This is a genomic window from Thermomonas brevis, assembly GCF_014395425.1.
GTDB classification, from domain to species: Bacteria; Pseudomonadota; Gammaproteobacteria; order Xanthomonadales; family Xanthomonadaceae; genus Thermomonas; species Thermomonas brevis.
Window position 1 is genome coordinate 2,614,450 of record NZ_CP060711.1, and the last position, 23,408, is coordinate 2,637,857.

34 protein-coding genes are annotated in these 23,408 nt (G+C 66.7%); 32 read left to right on the forward strand and 2 right to left on the reverse strand.

What is annotated here, in order from left to right:
* Positions 1-88 precede the first annotated feature (88 nt).
* The 32 genes from fusA (at position 89) to H9L17_RS12240 (ending at position 21,224) form a co-directional block, all read left to right on the forward strand.
* Complete coding sequence (fusA, locus tag H9L17_RS12085) at positions 89-2,212, forward strand: elongation factor G (RefSeq protein WP_187569684.1); 2,124 nt, start codon at positions 89-91, stop codon at positions 2,210-2,212.
* 87 nt (positions 2,213-2,299) lie between these two features.
* The gene (gene tuf / locus H9L17_RS12090) at positions 2,300-3,490 is read left to right on the forward strand and encodes an elongation factor Tu (RefSeq protein ID WP_187569674.1); all 1,191 of its coding nucleotides are present in this window, start codon (positions 2,300-2,302) and stop codon (positions 3,488-3,490) included.
* A 460-nt stretch (positions 3,491-3,950) separates the two neighbouring features.
* Entirely contained in the window at positions 3,951-4,262 is a 312-nt protein-coding gene (gene rpsJ / locus H9L17_RS12095) for a 30S ribosomal protein S10 (protein WP_005408208.1), read from the forward strand.
* A gap of 11 nt (positions 4,263-4,273) precedes the next feature.
* Entirely contained in the window at positions 4,274-4,930 is a 657-nt protein-coding gene (gene rplC / locus H9L17_RS12100) for a 50S ribosomal protein L3 (protein WP_187569685.1), read from the forward strand.
* A 2-nt stretch (positions 4,931-4,932) separates the two neighbouring features.
* The gene (gene rplD, locus H9L17_RS12105; RefSeq protein WP_187569686.1) at positions 4,933-5,535 is read left to right on the forward strand and encodes a 50S ribosomal protein L4; all 603 of its coding nucleotides are present in this window, start codon (positions 4,933-4,935) and stop codon (positions 5,533-5,535) included.
* On the forward strand, positions 5,532-5,831 hold the full coding sequence (rplW, locus tag H9L17_RS12110) for a 50S ribosomal protein L23 (protein ID WP_187569687.1): 300 nt from the start codon (positions 5,532-5,534) through the stop codon (positions 5,829-5,831). The genes rplD and rplW overlap by 4 nt, the downstream gene beginning before the upstream one ends.
* 11 nt (positions 5,832-5,842) lie before the next feature.
* Complete coding sequence (rplB, locus tag H9L17_RS12115; RefSeq protein ID WP_187569688.1) at positions 5,843-6,670, forward strand: 50S ribosomal protein L2; 828 nt, start codon at positions 5,843-5,845, stop codon at positions 6,668-6,670.
* Between the two features lie 6 nt (positions 6,671-6,676).
* Positions 6,677-6,943, forward strand: coding sequence for a 30S ribosomal protein S19 (rpsS, locus tag H9L17_RS12120; RefSeq protein ID WP_187569689.1), 267 nt, complete (start codon positions 6,677-6,679; stop codon positions 6,941-6,943).
* Positions 6,944-6,953: 10 nt separating this feature from the next.
* A complete protein-coding gene (gene rplV, locus H9L17_RS12125) occupies positions 6,954-7,289 on the forward strand; it encodes a 50S ribosomal protein L22 (RefSeq protein WP_187569690.1) in 336 nt (111 codons plus the stop codon).
* Positions 7,290-7,291: 2 nt separating this feature from the next.
* Positions 7,292-8,044 (forward strand): 30S ribosomal protein S3, encoded by a 753-nt coding sequence (gene rpsC / locus H9L17_RS12130; RefSeq protein ID WP_187569691.1) that lies wholly within the window; start codon positions 7,292-7,294, stop codon positions 8,042-8,044.
* 3 nt (positions 8,045-8,047) lie between these two features.
* Positions 8,048-8,461: a 50S ribosomal protein L16 gene (gene rplP / locus H9L17_RS12135; protein ID WP_036137860.1), complete on the forward strand. Its 414-nt coding sequence runs from the start codon at positions 8,048-8,050 to the stop codon at positions 8,459-8,461.
* Complete coding sequence (gene rpmC, locus H9L17_RS12140; protein ID WP_187569692.1) at positions 8,461-8,667, forward strand: 50S ribosomal protein L29; 207 nt, start codon at positions 8,461-8,463, stop codon at positions 8,665-8,667. The genes rplP and rpmC overlap by 1 nt, the downstream gene beginning before the upstream one ends.
* Positions 8,668-8,679: 12 nt before the next feature.
* A complete protein-coding gene (rpsQ, locus tag H9L17_RS12145) occupies positions 8,680-8,943 on the forward strand; it encodes a 30S ribosomal protein S17 (protein ID WP_114959697.1) in 264 nt (87 codons plus the stop codon).
* A gap of 15 nt (positions 8,944-8,958) precedes the next feature.
* On the forward strand, positions 8,959-9,327 hold the full coding sequence (gene rplN, locus H9L17_RS12150) for a 50S ribosomal protein L14 (protein ID WP_187569693.1): 369 nt from the start codon (positions 8,959-8,961) through the stop codon (positions 9,325-9,327).
* Positions 9,328-9,344: 17 nt separating this feature from the next.
* The gene (gene rplX, locus H9L17_RS12155) at positions 9,345-9,659 is read left to right on the forward strand and encodes a 50S ribosomal protein L24 (RefSeq protein ID WP_187569694.1); all 315 of its coding nucleotides are present in this window, start codon (positions 9,345-9,347) and stop codon (positions 9,657-9,659) included.
* Position 9,660: 1 nt separating this feature from the next.
* Complete coding sequence (gene rplE / locus H9L17_RS12160; RefSeq protein WP_187569695.1) at positions 9,661-10,203, forward strand: 50S ribosomal protein L5; 543 nt, start codon at positions 9,661-9,663, stop codon at positions 10,201-10,203.
* Between the two features lie 9 nt (positions 10,204-10,212).
* Positions 10,213-10,518 carry a 30S ribosomal protein S14 gene (rpsN, locus tag H9L17_RS12165; RefSeq protein ID WP_187569696.1) on the forward strand — a complete coding sequence of 102 codons (306 nt, stop codon included), beginning with the start codon at positions 10,213-10,215 and terminating at the stop codon, positions 10,516-10,518.
* A 198-nt stretch (positions 10,519-10,716) separates the two neighbouring features.
* The gene (gene rpsH / locus H9L17_RS12170) at positions 10,717-11,112 is read left to right on the forward strand and encodes a 30S ribosomal protein S8 (protein WP_187569697.1); all 396 of its coding nucleotides are present in this window, start codon (positions 10,717-10,719) and stop codon (positions 11,110-11,112) included.
* A gap of 13 nt (positions 11,113-11,125) precedes the next feature.
* Entirely contained in the window at positions 11,126-11,653 is a 528-nt protein-coding gene (gene rplF / locus H9L17_RS12175; RefSeq protein WP_187569698.1) for a 50S ribosomal protein L6, read from the forward strand.
* A gap of 83 nt (positions 11,654-11,736) precedes the next feature.
* A complete protein-coding gene (gene rplR / locus H9L17_RS12180; protein ID WP_187569699.1) occupies positions 11,737-12,090 on the forward strand; it encodes a 50S ribosomal protein L18 in 354 nt (117 codons plus the stop codon).
* A 165-nt stretch (positions 12,091-12,255) separates the two neighbouring features.
* Entirely contained in the window at positions 12,256-12,795 is a 540-nt protein-coding gene (rpsE, locus tag H9L17_RS12185) for a 30S ribosomal protein S5 (RefSeq protein ID WP_187569700.1), read from the forward strand.
* Complete coding sequence (rpmD, locus tag H9L17_RS12190) at positions 12,788-12,973, forward strand: 50S ribosomal protein L30 (protein ID WP_187569701.1); 186 nt, start codon at positions 12,788-12,790, stop codon at positions 12,971-12,973. Before rpsE ends, rpmD begins: the two co-directional genes overlap by 8 nt.
* 4 nt (positions 12,974-12,977) lie before the next feature.
* On the forward strand, positions 12,978-13,415 hold the full coding sequence (rplO, locus tag H9L17_RS12195; RefSeq protein WP_187569702.1) for a 50S ribosomal protein L15: 438 nt from the start codon (positions 12,978-12,980) through the stop codon (positions 13,413-13,415).
* Positions 13,416-13,443: 28 nt separating this feature from the next.
* Positions 13,444-14,772, forward strand: coding sequence for a preprotein translocase subunit SecY (secY, locus tag H9L17_RS12200; RefSeq protein WP_425507425.1), 1,329 nt, complete (start codon positions 13,444-13,446; stop codon positions 14,770-14,772).
* Between the two features lie 349 nt (positions 14,773-15,121).
* Positions 15,122-15,478: a 30S ribosomal protein S13 gene (gene rpsM / locus H9L17_RS12205; protein ID WP_187569704.1), complete on the forward strand. Its 357-nt coding sequence runs from the start codon at positions 15,122-15,124 to the stop codon at positions 15,476-15,478.
* A gap of 12 nt (positions 15,479-15,490) precedes the next feature.
* Complete coding sequence (rpsK, locus tag H9L17_RS12210; RefSeq protein WP_187569705.1) at positions 15,491-15,886, forward strand: 30S ribosomal protein S11; 396 nt, start codon at positions 15,491-15,493, stop codon at positions 15,884-15,886.
* Positions 15,887-15,905: 19 nt separating this feature from the next.
* Positions 15,906-16,535: a 30S ribosomal protein S4 gene (gene rpsD, locus H9L17_RS12215; protein ID WP_187569706.1), complete on the forward strand. Its 630-nt coding sequence runs from the start codon at positions 15,906-15,908 to the stop codon at positions 16,533-16,535.
* A gap of 52 nt (positions 16,536-16,587) precedes the next feature.
* Positions 16,588-17,586, forward strand: coding sequence for a DNA-directed RNA polymerase subunit alpha (locus H9L17_RS12220; protein ID WP_187569707.1), 999 nt, complete (start codon positions 16,588-16,590; stop codon positions 17,584-17,586).
* Between the two features lie 214 nt (positions 17,587-17,800).
* On the forward strand, positions 17,801-18,172 hold the full coding sequence (gene rplQ / locus H9L17_RS12225) for a 50S ribosomal protein L17 (protein WP_187569708.1): 372 nt from the start codon (positions 17,801-17,803) through the stop codon (positions 18,170-18,172).
* A gap of 103 nt (positions 18,173-18,275) precedes the next feature.
* On the forward strand, positions 18,276-18,794 hold the full coding sequence (locus tag H9L17_RS12230; RefSeq protein WP_187569709.1) for a disulfide bond formation protein B: 519 nt from the start codon (positions 18,276-18,278) through the stop codon (positions 18,792-18,794).
* Positions 18,795-18,855: 61 nt separating this feature from the next.
* Positions 18,856-20,235 (forward strand): class II 3-deoxy-7-phosphoheptulonate synthase, encoded by a 1,380-nt coding sequence (locus H9L17_RS12235; protein WP_187569710.1) that lies wholly within the window; start codon positions 18,856-18,858, stop codon positions 20,233-20,235.
* Positions 20,232-21,224 carry a WD40/YVTN/BNR-like repeat-containing protein gene (locus tag H9L17_RS12240; protein WP_187569711.1) on the forward strand — a complete coding sequence of 331 codons (993 nt, stop codon included), beginning with the start codon at positions 20,232-20,234 and terminating at the stop codon, positions 21,222-21,224. Before H9L17_RS12235 ends, H9L17_RS12240 begins: the two co-directional genes overlap by 4 nt.
* Positions 21,225-21,227: 3 nt before the next feature.
* On the opposite strand, the gene H9L17_RS12245 is transcribed toward H9L17_RS12240, so the two are convergent.
* The gene (locus tag H9L17_RS12245; protein WP_187569712.1) at positions 21,228-22,856 is read right to left on the reverse strand and encodes an amidase; all 1,629 of its coding nucleotides are present in this window, start codon (positions 22,854-22,856) and stop codon (positions 21,228-21,230) included.
* Between the two features lie 65 nt (positions 22,857-22,921).
* The gene (locus H9L17_RS12250) at positions 22,922-23,392 is read right to left on the reverse strand and encodes a DUF2127 domain-containing protein (RefSeq protein ID WP_187569713.1); all 471 of its coding nucleotides are present in this window, start codon (positions 23,390-23,392) and stop codon (positions 22,922-22,924) included.
* Positions 23,393-23,408: the final 16 nt, after the last annotated feature.

A 23,408-nucleotide genomic window follows, 5' to 3' on the forward strand; every position in this document is an offset into this window, starting at 1 on the left:
CGCGGCCCCGAAACGGCCGCGCGACCCCGAGAGCCGCCGACAGGCGGCCTTCGGTCATTCCGAAATCCGAACACATTGAGAGGCTCCCGTGGCCCGTTCCACTCCCATCGAGCGTTACCGCAACTTCGGCATCATGGCCCACATCGATGCCGGCAAGACCACCACGTCCGAGCGCATCCTGTTCTACACCGGCAAGAGCCACAAGATCGGTGAAGTGCACGACGGTGCCGCCACCATGGACTGGATGGAGCAGGAACAGGAGCGTGGCATCACGATCCAGTCCGCCGCCACCACCGCGTTCTGGAAGGGCATGGACAAGTCCCTGCCGGAATACCGCTTCAACATCATCGACACCCCCGGGCACGTGGACTTCACCATCGAAGTCGAGCGCTCGCTGCGCGTGCTCGACGGCGCGGTGTTCGTGCTGTGCGCCGTGGGCGGCGTGCAGCCGCAGTCCGAGACCGTGTGGCGCCAGGCCAACAAGTACCAGGTGCCGCGCATCGCGTTCGTCAACAAGATGGACCGCACCGGCGCGAACTTCCTCAAGGTGCGCGACCAGCTGAAGTCGCGCCTGGGCGCCGCCCCGGTGCCGATGCAGGTGCCGATCGGCGCCGAGGACGGCTTCGAGGGCGTGGTCGACCTGCTGAAGATGAAGGCGATCCATTGGGATGCCGCCTCGCAGGGCCTGACTTTCGAGTACCGCGACATCCCGGCGGACCTGCAGGCGCAGGCCGAAGAGGCGCGCGCGTTCATGGTCGAGTCCGCCGCCGAGGCCAGCGAAGAGCTGATGGACAAGTACCTCAACGAAGGTGAGCTGTCCGAAGCCGAAATCGTCGAAGGTCTGCGTCAGCGCACCCTGAAGACCGAGATCGTGCCGATGTTCTGCGGCACCGCGTTCAAGAACAAGGGCGTGCAGGCCATGCTGGACGGCGTGGTCAACCTGCTGCCGTCGCCGGTCGATGTGCCGCCGGTGAAGGGCGTGGACGTCGATGACGAAACCAAGGAGCTGAGCCGCGAATCCAGCGACAAGGCCCCGTTCTCGTCGCTTGCGTTCAAGATCATGACCGACCCGTTCGTGGGCTCGCTGACCTTCTTCCGCGTCTACTCCGGCACGCTGAATGCCGGCGACCAGGTGCTGAACTCGGTCAAGGGCAAGAAGGAGCGCATCGGCCGCCTGCTGCAGATGCACTCCAACAACCGCGACGAGATCAAGGAAGTGCTGGCCGGCGACATCGCCGCCGCCGTGGGCCTGAAGGACGTGACGACCGGCGACACCCTGTGCGCCATCGACGCGCCGATCGTGCTCGAGCGCATGAGCTTCCCGGAGCCGGTGATCTCGATGGCGGTCGAGCCGAAGACCAAGTCCGACCAGGAAAAGATGGGCAACGCCCTGAGCCGTCTGGCCCAGGAAGACCCGTCGTTCCGCGTGCGCACCGACGAGGAATCCGGCCAGACCATCATCGCCGGCATGGGCGAGCTGCACCTGGACATCATCGTCGACCGCATGAAGCGCGAGTTCAACGTCGAGGCCAACGTCGGCAAGCCGCAGGTGGCGTACCGCGAGACGATCCGCAAGTCGGACGTCAAGAGCGACTACAAGCACGCCAAGCAGTCGGGCGGCAAGGGTCAGTACGGTCACGTGGTGATCGAGCTGTCGCCGATGACCGACGCCGACAAGGCCAACCCGGACGTCAAGAACGACTTCCTGTTCGTCAACGAGATCACCGGCGGCGTGATTCCGAAGGAATTCATCCCGGCGGTCGAGAAGGGCATGCGCGAAGCCATCACCAGCGGTCCGCTGGCGGGCTATCCGGTGGTCGGCCTCAAGGTCAAGCTGGTGTTCGGCTCGTACCACGACGTCGACTCGTCGGAAATGGCGTTCAAGCTGGCCGCCTCGATGGCGTTCAAGGAAGGCTTCCGCAAGGCCGATCCGGTCCTGCTGGAGCCGATCATGAAGGTCGAGATCGTCAGCCCGGAGGATTACCTGGGCGACGTGATGGGCGACGTGAGCCGCCGCCGCGGCGTGCTGCAGGGTCAGGACGACAGCCCCTCGGGCAAGATCATCAACGCGATGATCCCGCTGGGCGAAATGTTCGGCTACGCGACCTCGCTGCGTTCGATGTCGCAGGGCCGCGCGACCTTCTCGATGGAGTTCGACCACTACGAAGAAGCGCCGAACAACATCGCGGAATCGGTCATCAAGAAGGCGTAAGGGATTGGCGATGCGGGTGCGCGGTTCGAGCCTCGCGCCTCGCAAGCCAGTCACCGTCACCAATCACGAATTACTGGAGTAACGACAATGGCAAAGGGTAAGTTCGAGCGCACCAAGCCCCACGTGAACGTGGGCACGATCGGTCACGTGGACCACGGGAAGACGACGCTGACGGCGGCGCTGACGAAGGTGGGCGCGGAGCGTTTCGGCGGTGAGTTCAAGGGCTACGACGCGATCGACGCGGCGCCGGAAGAGAAGGCGCGCGGCATCACGATCTCGACGGCGCACGTGGAATACGAGTCGGCCAACCGCCACTATGCCCACGTGGATTGCCCGGGCCACGCCGACTACGTGAAGAACATGATCACGGGTGCGGCGCAGATGGACGGCGCGATCCTGGTGTGCTCGGCGGCCGACGGCCCGATGCCGCAGACCCGCGAACACATCCTGCTGTCGCGCCAGGTGGGCGTGCCGTACATCGTCGTGTTCCTGAACAAGGCCGACATGGTGGACGACGCCGAGCTGCTGGAGCTGGTGGAGATGGAAGTGCGCGAGCTTCTCTCCAAGTACGACTTCCCGGGCGACGACACCCCGATCATCGCGGGTTCGGCCCGTCTGGCGCTGGAAGGCGACCAGAGCGAAATCGGCGTGCCGGCGATCATCAAGCTGGTGGATGCGCTGGACAGCTGGATCCCGACCCCGGAACGCGACATCGACAAGCCGTTCCTGATGCCGGTGGAAGACGTGTTCTCGATCTCGGGCCGCGGCACCGTGGTGACCGGCCGTATCGAGCGCGGCATCATCAAGGTGGGCGACGAAATCGAAATCGTCGGCATCCGTCCGACCCAGAAGACCACCGTGACCGGCGTGGAAATGTTCCGCAAGTTGCTGGATCAGGGTCAGGCGGGCGACAACGCGGGCCTGCTGCTGCGCGGCACCAAGCGTGACGACGTGGAGCGCGGTCAGGTGCTGTGCAAGCCGGGTTCGATCACCCCGCACACCGAGTTCGAGGCCGAGGTGTACGTGCTGTCGAAGGACGAAGGCGGCCGTCACACCCCGTTCTTCAAGGGCTACCGTCCGCAGTTCTACTTCCGCACGACGGACATCACGGGCGCCGTGACCCTGCCGGAAGGCGTGGAGATGGTGATGCCGGGCGACAACATCAAGATGGTGGTGTCGCTGATCAACCCGGTGGCGATGGACGAAGGCCTGCGCTTCGCGATCCGCGAAGGCGGCCGCACCGTCGGCGCCGGCGTCGTCGCCAAGATCATCAAGTGACGTGAGGCCCCGCGCGCTTCGGCGCGCGGCTGGCCCGAACGTCATCCCCGCGAAGGCGGGGATCCAGCATCTTGAACGTCGCTGGATTCCAGCTCCCGCGGGAATGACGGGCAAAAAACGGAGCCGGGGCTTGCAAAGCCCCGAATCCCTCCGTTAGAATGCAAGACCCTCGCGCAATGTGAGTTGCCGAAGGGTTGCGAAATGAGGTGCAGGAAGCGCCTCGTGTTCGCCAGACAGGGAGATGTCGCGTGGCAAGGCCTCGTCCGCTTTGGAATTGTCCAGAGCATATCGGCGTGGCCTTTCGGCGCGTTCATGGAAACCTGATCTGGCGGGCCGGGCGACCGGCTCGCCGAATCGCATGCAGGGACGCGGGAAAACAGCAGGACCCGTTGTATTCACGGGGTGCGGCGCATCGATGCCGTCGCACCTGTCGCTCTTTAGAACACGAGGCATTCCTCCCATGGCGGACCAGAAGATTCGCATCCGGCTGAAGGCGTTCGATCATCGTCTGATCGACCGTTCGGCCAGCGAGATCGTCGAGACGGCCAAGCGGACCGGCGCGCAAGTGCGCGGCCCGATCCCGCTGCCGACCAAGATCGAACGCTACACCGTGCTGGTGTCGCCGCACGTCGACAAGGACGCGCGCGACCAGTACGAAACCCGCACGCACAAGCGCGTGCTCGACATCGTCGACCCCAACGACAAGACCGTGGACGCGCTGATGAAGCTCGAACTCGCGGCTGGCGTCGACGTCCAGATCAAGTTGACCTGAGGAGACCGGAGATGAGCGCGAAGAAGTATTCGCTCGGCATCGTCGGTCGCAAGGCCGGCATGAGCCGCATGTTCACCGAGGACGGCAAGTCCGTGCCGGTGACCCTGATCGAGGCGACGCCGAACCGCATTACCCAGATCAAGACCGTGGACACCGACGGCTACAGCGCCGTGCAGGTCACCACCGGCGTCAAGCGCGCCAGCCTGCTGACCAAGCCGGCCACCGGCCACCTGGCCAAGGCCAAGGTGGAAGCCGGCCGCGGCCTGTGGGAGCTGCGCGTGGAGGCCGACCAGATCGGTGCGTTCGAAATTGGCGGCGAAATCAAGGCCGACATCTTCAGCGAAGGCCAGATCGTCGACGTCCAGGGCGTCACCAAGGGCAAGGGCTTCCAGGGCACCATCAAGCGCTGGAATTTCCGCATGGGCGACGCGACGCACGGCAACTCGCTGTCGCACCGTTCGCCGGGTTCGATCGGCCAGCGCCAGACGCCGGGCCGCGTGTTCCCGGGCAAGAAGATGGCCGGCCACATGGGCCACGTCACCCAGACCACGCAGAACCTGCAGGTCGTGAAGGTCGACGCCGAGCGCGGCCTGATCGCCGTGCGCGGCGCGGTCCCGGGTGCGCCGGGTGGCGACGTGATCGTGCGCCCGACGAGCAAGGGAGTCTGATCATGGAACTCAACATCAATAACGGCAAGACGCTGGCGGTGTCCGACGCGGTGTTCGATCGCGCGTTCAGTGAGGACCTGGTCCACCAGGTCGTCGTCGCCTACCGCAACGCCGGTCGCGCCGGCACCAAGGCGCAGAAGACCCGTTCGGAAGTCAACGGCACCACCAAGAAGTCGAAGAAGCAGAAGGGCGGCGGCGCGCGTCATGGCGCCCTGACGGCCCCGATCTTCGTCGGTGGCGGCGTGACCTTCGCGGCCAAGCCGCGCAGCTTCGCCCAGAAGGTGAACCGCAAGATGTACCGCGCGGCGATTGCGTCGATCCTGTCCGAGCTGAACCGCCAGGGCCGGATCACCGTGGTCGAGTCGTTCGACGTCGACGCGGCCAAGACCAAGGGTCTGGTCGCCAAGCTGGCCGAGCTGAAGGCCGGCAAGCGTCCGCTGATCGTCACCGAGGACGCGACCGACAACCTGTACCTGTCCGCCCGCAATCTGCCCTACGTGCAGGTGCGCGACGTGCAGGGCCTGGACCCGGTCGCGCTGGTCGGCGCCGATACCGTGCTGGTCACCACCGACGCGGTGAAGAAGATCGAGGAGTGGCTGGCATGAGCGCCGCAAACCTGTACGAAGTGATCCGTGCGCCGCGCGTGTCCGAAAAGACCGCGCGTCTGCAGGAAGTCTCCAATCAATACGTCTTTGAAGTTGCGAAGACCGCCACCAAGGCCGACGTGAAGGCCGCGGTGGAGAAGATCTTCGACGTCAAGGTCGAGGCGGTCAACGTGGTGAACGTGAAGGGCAAGTCCAAGTCCTTCAAGTTCCGCCAGGGCCGCCGCGGCGACTGGCGCAAGGCGTACGTCACCCTGGCCGACGGCCAGGCGATCGACGTGATGACGGCTTCGGCCTGAGGAACTAGTCCATGGCATTGATGACATTCAAGCCCACCTCGGCCGGCCGCCGTTCGGCCGTCCGCGTGGTGACGCCGGATCTGCACAAGGGCGCGCCGTACGCGCCGCTGGTCGAGAAGCAGAGCAAGACGGGTGGCCGCAACCACCACGGCCGCATCACCACCCGCCACATCGGCGGCGGGCACAAGCAGCACTACCGCATCATCGACTTCAAGCGCGACAAGGAAGGCATCCCCGCCCGCGTCGAGCGCATCGAGTACGATCCCAACCGCACCGCGCACATCGCGCTGCTGTGCTACGCCGACGGCGAGCGCCGCTACATCATCGCGCCGAAGGGCCTGAAGGCCGGCGACCAGGTGATCGCGGGCCGCGACGCCCCGATCAAGGCCGGCAACACCCTGCCGCTGCGCAACATCCCGGTCGGTTCCACCGTGCACTGCATCGAGATGAAGCCCGGCAAGGGCGCGCAGCTCGCCCGCGCCGCCGGCGCCGGCGTGCAGCTGGTCGCCCGCGAAGGCGTCTACGCCACCCTGCGCCTGCGTTCCGGCGAAATGCGCAAGGTCCCGGCCGAGTGCCGCGCGACCATCGGCGAAGTCAGCAACGACGAGCACGGCTTGCAGAAGCTGGGCAAGGCCGGTGCGGCGCGCTGGCGCGGCGTCAAGCCGACCGTGCGCGGCGCGGCCATGAACCCGGTCGATCACCCGCACGGCGGTGGTGAGGCGAAGGCCGGCCAGGGCAACCCGCATCCGGTCACCCCGTGGGGCGTGCCGACCAAGGGTTACAAGACCCGCAAGAACAAGCGCACCCAGCAGTTCATCGTGCGCGATCGCAGGAGCTAATCGGCAATGGCACGTTCACTCAAGAAGGGCCCGTTCATCGACCACCATCTGCAGAAGAAGGTGGAGACCGCGGGCAACAGCAAGAAGCCGATCAAGACCTGGTCGCGCCGTTCCACGATCCTGCCGGAAATGATCGGGTTCACCATCGCCGTGCACAACGGCAAGAACCACGTCCCGGTGCTGGTCAACGAGAACATGATCGGCCACAAGCTTGGCGAATTCGCAGTGACCCGGACGTTCAAGGGTCATGGCGGCGACAAGAAGGGGAAGTAAGGAGATGACCATGGAAGCGAAAGCCATCCTGCGCAGTGCGCGCATCTCCGCCCAGAAGGTTCGCCTGGTCGCCGACCAGGTGCGCGGCCTGCCCGTGGCACGTGCGCTCGACCTGCTGAAGTTCTCGGACAAGAAGGCGGCCGGCATGATCTACAAGGTCGTGTTCTCGGCGGCGTCGAACGCCGAAAACAACAACGGTGCCGACGCGGACGCGTTGAAGGTCAAGACCATCATGGTCGATGAAGGTCCCTCGCTGAAGCGCTTCATGGCGCGTGCGAAGGGCCGTGGCACGCGCATCACCAAGCGCACCAGCCACATCACCGTGATCGTGGGCGAGGGCAAGTAATCATGGGTCACAAAGTCAATCCGATCGGCATCCGCCTGGGCATCGCCAAGGACTGGAACTCCAAGTGGTATGCCGGCAAGAAGCAGTTCGCCGAATACCTGTCGGCCGACCTGAAGGTCCGGGACATGCTGCGCAAGAAGCTGGCCCAGGCCGGCATCAGCAAGATCCTGATCGAGCGTCCGGCCAACAACGCGCGCGTCACGATCCACACCGCCCGTCCGGGCGTGGTGATCGGCAAGCGTGGCGAGGACATCGAGAAGCTGCGCAAGGAAGTGTCCGATGTGCTCGGCGTGCCGGCGCACATCAACGTCACCGAAGTCCGCAAGCCGGAACTCGACGCGCAGCTGGTGGCCGAGTCCATCGCCCAGCAGCTGGAGCGCCGCATCATGTTCCGCCGCGCCATGAAGCGCGCGGTCGGCAACGCGATGCGTCTGGGCGCGCTGGGCATCAAGGTCAACGTGGCCGGCCGCTTGAACGGCGCCGAAATCGCCCGTTCCGAGTGGTACCGCGAAGGCCGCGTGCCGCTGCATACCCTGCGTGCGGACATCGACTACGGCTTCGCCGAAGCGAAGACCACCTACGGCATCATCGGCATCAAGGTGTGGGTCTACAAGGGCGAGATCTTCGATTTCACCCAGATCGGCCAGGAGAAGCAGGACGATTCCCCGGCACCGCGTGGCGGTGACCGCGAGCGTCCGCGCGGTCCGCGCCGTGACCGTGGCGACCGCCCCGACCGTGGCGAAGCGAGGGAATAAACCATGCTGCAACCCAAGCGAACCAAATACCGCAAGGTCCACAAGGGCCGCAACGAAGGCCTGAGCTGGAGCGGCAACGCCGTCAGCTTCGGCGAGTTCGGCCTGAAGGCGACCGCCCACGGCCAGCTCACCGCGCGCCAGATCGAGGCCGCGCGCCGTTCCATCAGCCGCTACGTCAAGCGTGGCGGCAAGATGTGGATCCGCGTGTTCCCCGACAAGCCGATCACCAAGAAGCCGATCGAAGTCCGAATGGGCTCCGGTAAGGGCAACGTGGAGTACTGGGTCGCCCAGATCCAGCCCGGCCGCATGATCTACGAGATCGAGGGCGTGAGCGAAGAGGTGGCACGCGAGGCGTTCCGCCTGGCCGCCGCCAAGCTCTCGGTCACCACCACTTTCGTGACCCGGACGGTGCGCTGATGGAACTCAAGCAACTGCGTCAGAAGTCGGCGGACGAACTGAAGGCCCACCTGGTCGAACTGCAGAAGGAGCGCTTCGCGCTGCGCATGCAGAAGGCCACCGGCCAGCTGCCCCCGTCCAAGACCAACGAGCCCCGCCGCGTGCGCCGCGAGATCGCTCGCGTCAACACGCTGCTTGGCGCGCTGCAAAACAGCGTGTCGAAGTAAGGAACGGCAGACATGACAGAACAAACCAAGAAGCTGCACACGGTCGAAGGCCGCGTCGTCAGCAACAAGATGGACAAGACCGTGACGGTGCTCGTCGAGCGCCAGGTCAAGCACGCGCTGTACGGCAAGTACATCCGTCGCTCGACCAAGCTGCACGCCCACGACGCCGAGAACTCGTGCAACGAGGGCGACGTGGTGCGCGTGGCGGAATGCGCGCCGATGTCCAAGACCAAGAACTGGCGCGTGGTGGAAATCATCACCCGTGCCGCCGAGTAAGCAGGAGAGACAGCCATGATCCAGATGCAGAGCTTTCTCGACGTCGCAGACAACTCGGGTGCCAAGGAACTGATGTGCATCAAGGTGCTGGGCGGCTCGAAGCGCCGTTACGCCGGCATCGGCGACATCATCAAGGTCTCGGTGAAGGAAGCGATTCCGCGCGGCAAGGTGAAGAAGGGCGACGTCTACGACGCCGTGGTGGTCCGCACCCGCAAGGGCGTGCGCCGTCCCGACGGTTCGCTGATCCGCTTCGACGGCAACGCCGCCGTGCTGCTGAACAACAAGCATGAGCCGATCGGCACCCGCATCTTCGGGCCCGTGACCCGCGAGCTGCGCTCCGAGAAGTTCATGAAGATCGTCTCGCTCGCGCCTGAAGTGCTCTGAGCGGAGGAAGGAAGAACATGAACCGTATCCGCAAGGGCGACCAGGTGGTCATCACCACCGGCAACAAGAAGATCAAGGGCCAGACCGGCGAAGTGCTGCGCGTGGATGGAGAGCGCGTGTACGTCGCCAACATGAACCTGGTCAAGCGCCACACCAAGCCCAACCCGCAGGCCGGCCAGCCCGGCGGCGTGGTCGAGCGCGAGGCGTCGATCCACATTTCCAACGTGATGCTCCTGAACCCGGCGACGGGCAAGGGCGAGCGCGTTGCCACCAAGGTGCTGGAGGATGGAAAGCGCATTCGCGTGTTCCGCTCCAGCGGCGAGGCTATCTGACATGACCACCCGACTCGAAAAGTTCTACAAGGAAGAAGTGGTGCCGAAGCTGATGCAGCAGTTCGGCTACACCAATCCGATGCAGGTTCCGAAGCTCGTCAAGATCACGCTGAACATGGGCGTGGGCGAGGCGGCGACCAACAAGAAGGTGCTGGAGAACGCGGTGGCCGACATGGCCAAGATCAGCGGCCAGAAGCCGGTGGTCACCAAGTCGCGCATCTCGGTGGCGTCGTTCAAGATCCGCGACGGCTGGCCGATCGGCTGCAAGGTGACCCTGCGCCGCGCGCACATGTACGAGTTCCTCGACCGTCTGGTCAACATCTCGCTGCCGCGCGTGCGCGACTTCCGCGGGGTGTCCGGCCGTTCCTTCGACGGCCGCGGCAACTACAACATGGGCGTCAAGGAGCAGATCATCTTCCCGGAGATCGACTTCGACGCCGTTGACGCGATGCGCGGCATGGACATCGCCATCACCACCACCGCGAAGACCGACGCCGAGGCCAAGGCCCTGCTCGAAGCCTTCCGCTTCCCGTTCCGCAACTGAGGACCCGTCATGGCCAAGACTTCCATGATCAACCGCGAGGCCAAGCGCGCCAAGCTGGCCAAGCAGCACGCCGCCAAGCGCGACGCGCTGAAGAAGGTCATCGCCAGCCAGGACGCGTCCTACGAGGACAAGATGGTGGCCGCGACCAAGCTGCAGAAGCTGCCGCGCGACTCCTCGCCGTCCCGCCAGACCACCCGCTGCGCCCTGACCGGTCGCCCGCGCGCGGTCTACAGCAAGTTCGGCCTCGGCCGCAACGCGCTGCGCAAGGCGACGATGAACGGCGACGTGCCGGGCCTGCGCAAGGCGAGCTGGTAATCCGCTGCCCCATTGGGGCGGAAAGCCTGCTATACTGATCCGCTACCTGCCGCGAAAGCGGCGGTAGCAAGCCCGGGCCCCGCAGCGATGCGGGGCTTGCGGCTGCTGAAAATGCCGCGCGGCCTCCGTTTCGCGGCGCCCACAACCCGACAGATTTTCGCGAAAGCGGATATCGGTGCTACTCATAGGTGAAACCACATGAGCATGACTGATCCCATCGCCGACATGCTGGTGCGCATCAAGAATGCGGCCGCGGTCGGCAAGCCGGCGGTGAAGATGCCGTCCTCCAAGATCAAGGTCGCGATCGCCAACGTCCTCAAGGACGAAGGCTACATCGCCGACGCCCGCGTGACCCCGAACGGCGCCAAGGCCGAGCTTGAAATCGCCCTGAAGTACTTCGAGGGCAAGCCGGTGATCGAGACCCTGAAGCGCGTGTCGCGCTCGGGCCTGCGCCAGTACCGCGGCAAGGACGCGCTGCCCAAGGTCCTGAACGGCCTCGGCATCGCGATCGTTTCCACCTCCAAGGGCATCATGACCGACTCGCAGGCGCGCCAGCAGGGCGTCGGCGGCGAAGTCCTGTGCATCGTGGCCTAAGGGAGTAACGCACATGTCCCGAGTCGCCAAGAAGCCCGTCGCCCTGACCAAGGGTGTCGAACTCAGCGTCCAGCCGGATGCGATCAACGTCAAGGGCCCGAAGGGCACCCTGAGCGTCGCCAAGCCGGCCGGCATCGAAGTCAAGGTCGAAGACGGCAACGCGCAGCTGTCGGCCAACGATCCGTCGCTGGTGCCGCTCACCGGCACCCTGCGCGCGATCGTCGCCAACATGGTGCACGGCGTCAGCGCCGGGTTCGAGCGCAAGCTCGAGCTGGTCGGCGTGGGTTACCGCGCCGCCATGCAGGGCAAGGATCTGAGCCTGTCGCTGGGCTATTCGCACCCGATCCTGTTCGCTCCGCCGGCCGGCATCACCATCACCACACCGACCCAGACCGAAATCCTGGTCGCCGGCGCCGACAAGCAGCTGGTCGGCGAAGTCGCCGCCAAGATCCGCGGTTACCGTCCGCCGGAGCCCTACAAGGGCAAGGGCGTGAAGTACTCCGACGAGACCATCATCCGCAAGGAAGCCAAGAAGGCGTAAAGGCGGATCCTCGCAAGAGTCCGCACATCGCTGTGCGGACTTTTCAGGAAAAGCCCAACCTTCAGCTTTCGGAGAAGAGAACCATGGAAAAGAAGATCGCTCGCCTGCGCCGCGCCAAGTCCACCCGCGCGCACATCCGCGAACTCGGCGTGCCGCGCCTGTCGGTGCTGCGCACCGGCCAGCACCTGTATGCCCAGCTGTTCACCCACGACGGTTCCAAGGTGCTGGCCTCGGCCTCCACCGTGCAGGCCGACGTGATGGCCGGCCTAAAGAACGGCAAGAACGCCGAAGCCGCCGCCAAGGTCGGCCAGGTGATCGCCGAGCGCGCCAAGGCCGCGGGCGTCGAGAAGGTCGCGTTCGACCGCTCGGGCTACCGCTTCCACGGCCGCATCAAGGCGCTGGCCGACGCCGCGCGCGAAGGCGGCCTGCAGTTCTAAGGGCTTGAAGGCGCGGGGCTCCGGCCCCACGCCTTGTACCTTGCCCGCTGTCGATGCGGCCTGCATCGGACGCCTCCGCCGGTTGCGGCGAAGGCGGAACACCCGCAGCACTCCACAACCATAAGCGGCGAAGCCGCAAATCCCCTCAACAATCGAGACATCGAAATGGCAGAACAGCGCGAATCCCGCGGCCGCGATCGCGGTCCCCGCGAGGAAAAAGTCGATGACGGCATGATCGAGAAGCTGATCGCCGTCAATCGCGTCAGCAAGACCGTCAAGGGCGGCCGCCAGTTCACCTTCACCGCGCTGACGGTGGTGGGCGACGGCGCCGGCAAGGTCGGCTTCGGCTATGGCAAGGCGCGCGAAGTGCCGGTCGCCATCCAGAAGTCGATGGAAGGCGCGCGCAAGAACATGCGCTCCGTCGACCTGAACAACGGCACCCTGTTCCACGCGGTGAAGGCCGGTCACGGCGCGGCCCGCGTGTTCATGCAGCCGGCGTCCGAAGGTACCGGCGTGATCGCCGGCGGCGCGATGCGCGCCGTGCTGGAAGCGGTGGGCGTGAAGAACGTGCTGGCGAAGGCCGTCGGTTCGCGCAACCCGATCAATCTGGTGCGCGCCACGGTCAAGGGTCTGGAGGCGATGCATTCGCCGGCCCGGATCGCGGCCAAGCGCGGCAAGAAGGTGGAGGATCTGGTCAATGGCTAACGAGAAGACTGTCAAGGTCCGCCTGGTCAAGGGCCTGCGCGGCACCCAGTCGCGCCACCGCCTGTCGGTGAAGGCGCTCGGTCTGGGCAAGGTCAACAGCGTCCGCGAGCTGAAGGACAGCCCGCAGGTGCGCGGCCTGATCAACCAGCTGCACTACCTGGTCAAGGTCGAGGAGTAATCGCATGAAGCTCAATACGCTCAAGCCCGCCGACGGCGCCCGCAAGGAGCGCACCCGCGTCGGTCGCGGCATCGGTTCCGGCCTCGGCAAGACCGCCGGCCGCGGCCACAAGGGTTCGTTCGCGCGCGCCGGCAAGGGCAAGATCAAGGCCGGTTTCGAAGGCGGCCAGATGCCCATGCAGCGCCGCCTGCCGAAGATCGGCTTCCGCTCGAAGATGGCGAAGGACACCGCCGAAGTCCTGCTGTACAAGCTGGACTCGCTGCCGGCCGGCGACGTCGATTTCGCCGCGCTGCAGGCCGCCAAGCTGGTGCCGAGCACCGCCAAGCGCGCCAAGGTCGTCGCCAAGGGCGAAGTGACCAAGGCCTACGTGCTGAAGGGCATCGCTGCGACCGCCGGCGCCAAGGCCGCGATCGAAGCGGCCGGCGGCAAGCTGGCGGAGTAACCGGCGCATGTCGCGTACCGCCGGTGCAATGTCGGGCCTGATGGGCGCGGGCAAGTTCACCGAACTTCGCTCGCGCCTGCTGTTCGTCGTCGGCGCGCTGATCGTCTACCGCATCGGGTGCTACATCCCGGTGCCGGGCGTCAACCCCGAGGCGATGCTGCAGCTGATGAATTCGCAGAAGGGCACCGTGGTGGACATGTTCAACATGTTCTCCGGCGGTGCGCTCGCGCGCTTCAGCCTGTTCGCGCTGAACGTGATGCCGTACATCTCGGCGTCGATCGTGATGCAGCTGATGGTGCAGATCCTGCCCAGCCTGAAGGCGCTGCAGAAGGAAGGCGAATCCGGCCGCCGCAAGATCACCCAGTGGTCGCGCGTCGGTTCGGTGTTCCTGGCGGTGTTCCAGGCCGCCGGCATCGCCATCGCCCTGCAGAACCAGGGCGCCGGCGGCGGCATTCCGGTGGTCTACAACCCGGGCATCGGCTTCGTGGTGACCGCGGTGGTCTCGCTGACCGCCGGCACCGTGTTCCTGATGTGGCTGGGCGAGCAGGTGACCGAGCGCGGCATCGGCAACGGCGTTTCGCTGATCATCTTCGCCGGCATCGTCGCCGGCCTGCCGGGCGCGGTGCTCAACACCCTGCAGCAGGCCAACAGCGGCGACATGCAGTGGATCACGGTGTTCTTCATCCTGGCGATCGTGCTGGCGGTGACCTGGTTCGTGGTGTTCATGGAGAGCGGCCAGCGCCGCATCACCGTGAACTACGCGCGGCGCCAGGGCGGCCGCGGCGGCTACCAGAACCAGAGCTCGTTCCTGCCGCTGAAGCTCAACATGTCGGGCGTGATCCCGCCGATCTTCGCGTCGTCGATCATCATGTTCCCGGCCACGGCGTCGACCTGGTTCGGCCAGTCCGGCAGCCCCGCCACGGTGTGGCTGCAGAAGGTGAGCCAGATGCTGTCGCCGGGCGAGCCGCTGCACATGATCCTGCTGGCGGCGCTGATCATCGGTTTCGCGTTCTTCTACACCGCGCTGGTGTTCAACTCGCAGGAAACCGCCGACAACCTCAAGAAGTCGGGCGCGCTGATCCCGGGCATCCGTCCCGGCAAGGCGACCGGCGAGTACATCGACGGCGTGCTGACCCGCCTGACCTTGGCCGGTTCGCTCTACCTGGTGCTGGTCTGCCTGCTGCCGGAAGTGATGCGCACCGAACTCGGCGCCTCGTTCTACTTCGGCGGCACCTCGCTGCTGATCGTGGTGGTGGTGGTGATGGACTTCATCGCGCAGATCCAGGCGCACCTGATGTCGCACCAGTACGAGAGCCTGTTGAAGAAGGCCAACTTGAAGGGACGCGGCGCGCGCTGAAGGCAGCGCCGCGTTTCCGATCCCGCCGCCTCCAGGCGAGCGGGCATGCAACAACCGCCGGTTCGACGAACGCGCGAACCGGCAAATGGGCGACCCGCGCGACGATCCCGCGCGCGGGTGGCATCGGACCGATCCGCGCGCCAGAGTAGCGCGCGGGCAGGCCCAGGCCGGAAGGCCTGGCGCGCTGCCAGTCCGGAGCCGTCGCCGGAGCATGGGCACACTCCCCATGCCGGGTCTTGGCGCCGCCGCGGGCCTTGGCTTCCTGACAAGTCGGGATTGGGTTACAATTCTACGTTTCCCACGTCGAACCCCACGGTTCGGCGTCATTTCGTTTATCGGAGATCGCCTTATGGCGCGTATTGCAGGCGTCAACCTGCCTGCCCAGAAGCATGTCTGGGTCGGGCTGCAAAGCATCTACGGCATTGGCCGTACCCGTTCCAAGCAGGTCTGTGATGCGGCGGGCGTGAGCTCGTCCACCAAGATCCGTGACCTGTCCGAGCCGGAAGTCGAGCGCCTGCGCGCCGAAGTCGGCAAGTATGTCGTCGAAGGCGACCTGCGCCGCGAGATCGGCATGGCGATCAAGCGCCTGATGGACCTCGGCTGCTACCGCGGCCTGCGCCATCGCCGCGGCCTGCCGCTGCGCGGCCAGCGCACCCGTACCAACGCGCGCACCCGCAAGGGCCCGCGCAAGGCCATCAAGAAGTAAGGAATCCAGACCATGGCCAAGCCGGCTGCTGCCACCAAGACCAAGAAGAAGGTCAAGCGCGTCGTCACCGACGGCATCGCGCACGTCCACGCTTCGTTCAACAACACCATCGTGACCATCACCGACCGCCAGGGCAATGCGCTGAGCTGGGCGACTTCGGGCGGCGCGGGCTTCCGCGGTTCGCGCAAGTCCACCCCGTTCGCCGCGCAGGTCGCCGCCGAAAAGGCGGGCAAGGCCGCCCTGGACTACGGCGTGAAGTCGCTGGAAGTCCGCATCAAGGGTCCGGGTCCGGGCCGCGAATCCGCCGTGCGTTCGCTGAACAACGTCGGCTACAAGATCCTCAACATCATCGACGTGACGCCGATCCCGCACAACGGGTGCCGTCCGCCGAAGAAGCGTCGCGTCTGACGCGCGGGAGCACTAGAACATGGCTCGTTATATCGGTCCCACCTGTAAGCTCGCCCGCCGCGAAGGCACCGACCTGTCGCTGAAGTCGCCGGCGCGCGCGCTCGATTCCAAGTGCAAGCTGGAGCAGAAGCCCGGCCAGCACGGCGCCACCGCCCGCAAGGGCAAGCTGTCCGACTACGCCACCCAGCTGCGCGAGAAGCAGAAGGTCAAGCGCATCTACGGTCTGCTGGAGCGCCAGTTCCGCAACTACTACAAGAAGGCCGCCACCAAGAAGGGCAACACCGGCGAGAACCTCCTGCAGCTGCTGGAAACCCGCCTGGACAACGTCGTCTACCGCATGGGCTTCGCGGTCACCCGTCCGGCCGCCCGCCAGCTGGTCAGCCACCGCGGCGTGACCGTGAACGGCAAGCCGGTCAACCTGCCGTCGTACGCGGTCAAGGCCGGCGACGCGATCGCCCTGTCCGAGAAGGCGCAGAAGCAGATGCGCGTCAAGGAGTCGCTGACGGTCTCCGAGCAGATGAACCTGTCGCCCTCGTGGGTCGAAGTCGATGCGAACAAGTTCGCCGGCGTCTTCAAGGCCGTGCCGGATCGCGCCGACCTGCCCAGCGACATCAACGAAGCGCTGATCGTCGAGCTGTACTCGAAGTAAGCCATTGCCACCGGCCCGCGCCCCCCGCGCGGGCCTGCAGGAGACTCCACGAATGACGGTTACCGCCACCCAAGTGCTGCGTCCGCGCGGACCGCAGATCGAGCGCATCACCGACAACCGCGCCAAGGTCGTGATCGAGCCGCTGGAGCGCGGTTACGGCCACACCCTCGGCAACGCGCTGCGCCGCGTGCTGCTCTCGTCGATCCCGGGCTTCGCGATCACCGAAGTCGAGATCGACGGCGTGCTGCACGAGTACACCACGGTCGAGGGTCTGCAGGAGGACGTGCTCGAAGTCCTGCTGAACCTCAAGGACGTCGCGATCCGCATGCACAGCGGCGACACCGACACCCTCGAGCTGAAGAAGCAGGGTCCGGGCGTCGTCACCGCCGGCGACATCAAGACCAGCCACAACGTCGAGGTGCTGAACCCCGACCACGTGATCGCCAACCTGACCAAGGACGTGGCGCTGAACATGCGCCTCACCATCAGCCGCGGCTTCGGCTACCAGCCGGCCGCCGCGCGCCGCCGCCCGGACGAGGAAACCCGCACGATCGGCCGTCTGATGCTGGACGCCTCGTTCTCGCCGGTGCGCCGCGTCGCCTACGCGGTGGAAGCCGCGCGCGTCGAGCAGCGCACCGACCTGGACAAGCTGGTGCTGGACATCGAAACCAACGGCACCATCGACGCCGAGGAAGCCGTGCGCACCGCCGCCGACATCCTCAGCGACCAGCTGTCGGTGTTCGGCGACTTCACCCACCGCGACCGCGGTGCGAAGCAGCCGGCGACCACCGGCGTCGATCCGCTGCTGCTGCGCCCGATCGACGATCTGGAACTGACCGTGCGTTCGGCCAACTGCCTGAAGGCCGAGAGCATCTACTACATCGGCGATCTGATCCAGAAGACCGAAGTGGAGCTGCTCAAGACCCCGAACCTCGGTAAGAAGTCGCTCACCGAGATCAAGGAAGTGCTGGCCCAGAAGGGCCTGTCGCTGGGCATGAAGCTGGAAAACTGGCCGCCGGCCGGCGTTGCTTCGCACGGCATGATGGGCTGATTGCGCGGGCGGGCCTCGGCCCGCCCCGCGTCCCGTTCGACGGGCTGGAAGGCCCGCCGAACGCATCTGCAAGACCGCAGTATCCGCCGACGAACCTAAGTTCGCGGCATGACCGGCAAGGGATGCCGGCACGGGCCAACCGCAGCCCAAGTTGCAACGCCAGGATGGCGACAGCGAAGTCCAATCGTTTCAACCTTCATCAGGAATCCAATCCATGCGCCACCAGAAATCCGGCCGCAAGTTCAACCGCACCAGCGCCCACCGCAGTGCGATGTTCTCGAACATGGCGGCGTCGCTCATCAAGAACGAAATCATCCGCACCACGCTGCCCAAGGCCAAGGAACTGCGCCGCGTCGCCGAGCCGCTGATCACGCTGGCCAAGACCGACGGCGTGGCCAATCGCCGCCTGGCCTTCTCGCGCCTGCGCGACAAGGAAGCGGTCGGCACCCTGTTCACCGTGCTGGGTCCGCGCTACGCGCAGCGTCCGGGCGGCTACCTGCGCATCCTCAAGTGCGGCTTCCGCGCCGGCGACAATGCGCCGATGGCCTACGTCGAGCTGGTGGACCGTCCGCAGGCCGCCGAGTAATTCCGGCATCGCCGAACGCGACATCGAAGACCCCGGGCAACCGGGGTTTTTCGTTTTTGCGCCGGGCTGCGCCATAATCGGGAAATACCACCAAGGCGCGCCGATGAATCCGTTCCGCTGGTCGTTCCGCAGTCAGTTCCTCTTCGGCTTCGCCTGCTGCGCCGCATTGCTGGGCTATGCGCTGTTCGTGCAGTTCAGGCTCGGCATCGAGCCTTGCCCGTTCTGCATCTTCCAGCGCATCTGCTTCGCCGCGCTCGGCGTCGTGTTCCTGCTGGGCGCCATGCACGCGCCGCGCGCGCCGGGCGCGCGCAAATGGTGGGGCGTGCTGGCGTTCGCCGCTGCCGGCGCCGGCATGGGGTACGCGGGCCGGCATAGCTGGGTGCAGTTGCATCCGCCGGAACTGCCCAGCTGCGGGCCGGGCCTGAACTTCATCGTCGAACAATATTCGTGGCTGGGTGCGGCGAAGCGGGTGCTGCAGGCCACCGGCGATTGCAGCACCATTGACTGGCAGTTCCTTGGGCTCAGCATGCCGATGTGGGCGCTGGTCTGGTTCGTCGCGCTGGGGCTGGGCGCGCTGTATGCCGGATTCCAACGGCGTCATTCCCATCTGTTCCGAAGGTAACGGTTGCGGCGGGGCCGGGGCGGCGGGATGATGCAATGCAACAGACCCGGCTTTCCCGATCATGTCCACCGCTCACGCTACCGCCATTTCCGCATCCCACACGTCTGACTGGACGCCGTCCAGCTGGCGCGACAAGCCCGCGCTGCAGATGCCGACGTATCCGGATGCGGACGAACTGGCGGCGACGCAGGCGGAACTGCGCGCGCTGCCGCCGCTGGTGACCTCGCGCGAGATCCTCTCGCTCAAGCAGCAGCTGGCCGAGGCGCAGGAGGGCGAGCGCTTCCTGCTGCAGGGCGGCGACTGCGCCGAGACCTTCGCCGAATGCAATTCGGACGTGATCTCCAACCGGCTCAAGGTGCTGTTGCAGATGAGCCTGGTGCTGGTGCACGGGTTGAAGGTGCCGGTGGTGCGGGTGGGCCGCTTCGCCGGCCAGTACGCCAAGCCGCGTTCGGCCGATACCGAGACGCGTGACGGCGTCACCTTGCCCAGCTACCGTGGCGACATCGTCAACAGCCCCGAGTTCACCGAACAGGCGCGCCGCCCCGATCCGCGCCGGATGATCAAGGCGCACGCGCGCTCGGCGATGACGATGAACTTCGTGCGTTCGCTGATCGACGGCGGCTTCGCCGACCTGCACCATCCCGAATACTGGGGGCTGGGCTGGGTCAGCCAGTCGCCGCACGCCGCCGACTACCAGAAGATGGTCGCCGGCATCGGCGACGCCGTGCGTTTCATGGAGACGCTGGCCGGGCGGCGCATGCAGAGCCTCAACCGGGTCGATTTCTACACCTCGCATGAGGCGTTGCTGCTGCACTACGAAGAGGCGCAGACGCGCCAGGTGCCGCGCGCGGACGGCTGGTTCAACCTGAGCACGCACTTCCCGTGGATCGGCATGCGCACCGCCGCGCTGGACGGCGCGCACCTCGAATATTTCCGCGGCATCCGCAACCCGGTGGCGGTGAAGGTGGGGCCGTCGGTGACGCCGGACCAGCTGCTGCGCGTCATCGACGCGTTGAATCCCGACGATGAGCCGGGCCGCTTGGGGCTGATCCACCGCATGGGCGCGGAGCACATCGCCGACAAGCTGCCGTCGCTGCTGGACGCGGTGAAGCGCGAAGGCCGCCGCGTGCTGTGGGTCTGCGATGCGATGCACGGCAACACCGAGTCCACCAGCAACGGCTACAAGACCCGCCAGTTCAAGAACATCCGCAGCGAGATCGAGCAGGCGTTCGACCTGCACGAGGCCGCCGGCACGCGGCTGGGCGGCGTGCACCTGGAGCTGACCGGCGAGAACGTCACCGAATGCCTCGGCGGCGCGCGCCAGCTGACCGAAGTGGATCTGCAGCGCGACTACCGCACCACCGTCGATCCGCGCCTGAACTACGAGCAGGCGCTGGAGATCGCGATGCTGATCGTGCGCAAGCGCGGACAGCTCGCGTGATCGCGCGCGGCCTCGCGCTGGCGCTGCTGCTGGCCTGCGCCGGTGCGTCGGCGGCGCAAGCGTCGGAACTGGAATTGCAGCGCAGCGGGGTCGACGTGCGCCTGCGCGGCCTGTCCGCGGTGGACGCGCAGGTTGCCTGGGCCAGCGGGCGCAACGGCACCGTGCTGCGCACCGTCGACGGCGGCACGCATTGGGAGCAGCGTCCGGTGCCCGGCGCGCGGCAGCTCGATTTCCGCGACATCCAGGCGTTCGACGCGAACACCGCGCTGGCGTTGAGCATCGGGCCGGGCGAAAGCTCGCGCATCTACCGCACCGAGGACGGCGGCGAGACGTGGACGCAGGTGCTGCGCAATCGCGACGAGCGCGGCTTCTTCGACTGCATGGCGTTCGAGGGACAGCGCGGCTGGCTGCTGGGCGATCCGGTCGACGGTCGCTTCCAGTTGTTCGAGACCAGCGACGGCGGCCGCGGCTGGATCATGCGGGGCGATGCGCCGCGGGCGCTGCCCGACGAGGCCGCCTACGCCGCCAGCGGCACCTGCATCGCGCGCCTGCGCGGCGCGCTCGCCATCGCCACGGGCAACACCGCGCGCGTGCTGGTGCGCAAGGATGGCGGCGCGTGGCAGGCGTTCGATCCGGCGATGTCGCGCGGGAAGCCGGAGGCAGGCGCGTTCTCGGTGACCGCTTCCGGTGCGGGCTGGTTCGCGGTCGGCGGCGATTACAAGGCCGAAACCGCGCCCGGCAACGCCGCCGCGTTTGACGGCGGCAAGCTGCGGATCGCGCCGGCACCGCGCGGATTCCGTTCCGGCGTTGCCTGCGTCGATGCGGCCTTGCCCTGCATCGCGGCCGGGCCGGCAGGCGTGGACCGCTGGGACGGCAAGGCGTGGACGCCGCTGTCCGACGTCGGCTTCGACGCGGTGGACATCGCCGGCGGCGTCGCCTGGTTCAGCGGCGATGCCGGCCGCATCGGCCGGCTCCGTCTCGCCGACTAGCCCTCAGCGGGCCGCGCCGGGATTGTCCGGCGACAGCGTCGGCAGGAACTTCGGCGGCTTGCGCGCCTTGCCGGCCTGCTCGAAGGCGTAGCCCAGTTCGATCAGGCGCGGTTCGCTCCACGCGGTGCCCATGAACACCACGCCGACCGGCAGGCCGTGCACCTCGCCCATCGGCACGGTGATGCTCGGGTAGCGGGCGACCGCCGCCGCGCCGTAGCCTGCGCCGAGGAAGTGGTCGCCGTTGACCGGATCGGTGGGCCAGGCCGGCGACATCGCGGGCGCGACGAGCGCATCCAGGTTCTGCTTCTTCAGCGCGGCGTCGATGCCGTCCGGGCCGGCCAGGCGGCGCGTCTTGTCGCGCGCGGCGATGTAGGCGGCGTCGGTCAGCGGGCCTTTCGCGTTCGCCTGCTCGAAGATTTCCTGCGCGAAGAACGGCATCTCCTGCGCCGCGTGCTGCGCGTTGAAGGCGATCAGCTCGGCCAGCGATTTTTGCGGCGCGCCGCTGCCGGCGAGATAGGCGTTGAGCCCGTCCTTGAACTCGTACAGCAGCACTTCGAACTCGTCGGCGTCCCACTGGCCCAGCGTCGGGATTTCCGCATCGACCACGGTCGCGCCGGCGGCCTTCATGGCGGCGATGGCGCGTTCCATCGCCGCGTCGGTGTCCGGCTGGTAGCCCATCAGCTTGCGTACCACGCCGATGCGTGCGCCTTTCAGCGCATCGGGCTTGAGGTGCGCGGCATAGTCGATGGGCGTGGCGTCCTTGCGCTCCGATGCGTCGGGATCGTTGGCGTCGGGCGCGGCGATCGCGGTCAGCAGCGCGGCGGCGTCGGCGACGCTGCGCGCCATCGGGCCGGCGGTGTCCTGCGAAACGGAAATCGGGATGATGCCGCTGCGGCTGACCAGCCCCACCGTGGGCTTGATGCCCACCAGGCCCGCCACCGCCGCCGGGCAGATGATGCTGCCGTCGGTTTCGGTGCCGATGCCGACGGCGGCGAGGTTGGCGGAGATGGCGGTGCCGGTGCCGGAGCTCGATCCGCAGGGATTGCGGTCGAGCGCGTAGGGATTCTTGGTCTGCCCGCCGCGTCCGCTCCAGCCGGAGGTGGCGCGGGTCGAACGGAAGTTGGCCCATTCGGACAGGTTGGTCTTGCCGAGGATCACCGCGCCGGCGTCGCGCAGTTTCGCCACGAGGAAGGCATCGGCTTTCGGATGGTGTTCGGCCAGCGCCAGCGAGCCGGCGGAATTGGCCATCGGCGTGGCGTCGATGTTGTCCTTCAGCAGCAGCGGGATGCCGTGCAGCGGGCCGCGCGTCTTGCCGGCCTTGCGCTCGGCATCCAGCGCATCGGCTTCCTTCAGCGCGTCGGGATTGAGTTCGATGACCGAATTGAGCGCGGGGCCGGCTTTGTCGATGGCGGCGATGCGGTCGAGATACGCCTGCGTCAGCGCGCGGCTGGTCAGCGTGCCGGCGGTCATCTTCCCTTGCAGGTCGGCGACGCCGGCTTCCTCGAAGGCGAATGCGGGCGAGGCGGAAGATGCATGGGAGGGTGCCGTCGCGCTGGCTGCCGGCGTTTGCGTGGCGGGCTGGCAGGCGGCGAGCAGGGCGGCGATGGCGATCGCGAGCGGCAGGTGGCGCATCCACGGAACTCCCCGGAAAGATGCGCAAGCATCGCCCGCCGCAGGGGCGCAGGCAAATGCGCGAATCAGCGCCGGCGGATCACCAGATCGCGAGCCAGCACCCACAGCACCAGCAGGTTGATCGCCACCACCACCAGCGACAGCCAGCCGGGATGCTTCGCCAGCGCGTACACGTCGAACGGCAGGTACAGCGCCACGGTGATGCAGCCCAGCCATGAGGCCCACGCCTTCGCGCGCCACAGGCCCCAGCCTTCCAGCAGATGCATCGCGCCGTACAGCGCCGCGACCAGCGCGGCCAGGTGCACGCCGCCGGGATTGATCGCGCCCACCAGCCAGGCGATCGCGCCATGGTTGGGATCGAGCTGGAAGCGCGCGATCAGCTCGTGGATCCAGCGCTGCAGCGGCGCCGGGCCGAGCAGCTCCAGCCCGCTGGCGGCCAGCAGCGCCAGCGCGCCCTTCACCGCCTCGACCAGCGCGATGATGTGCAGCCCCGGATGCGCGTGCGGATCCGGGTTGTAGTGGTGCGGCTGGGTCATGCCGGCGTCATCCCTG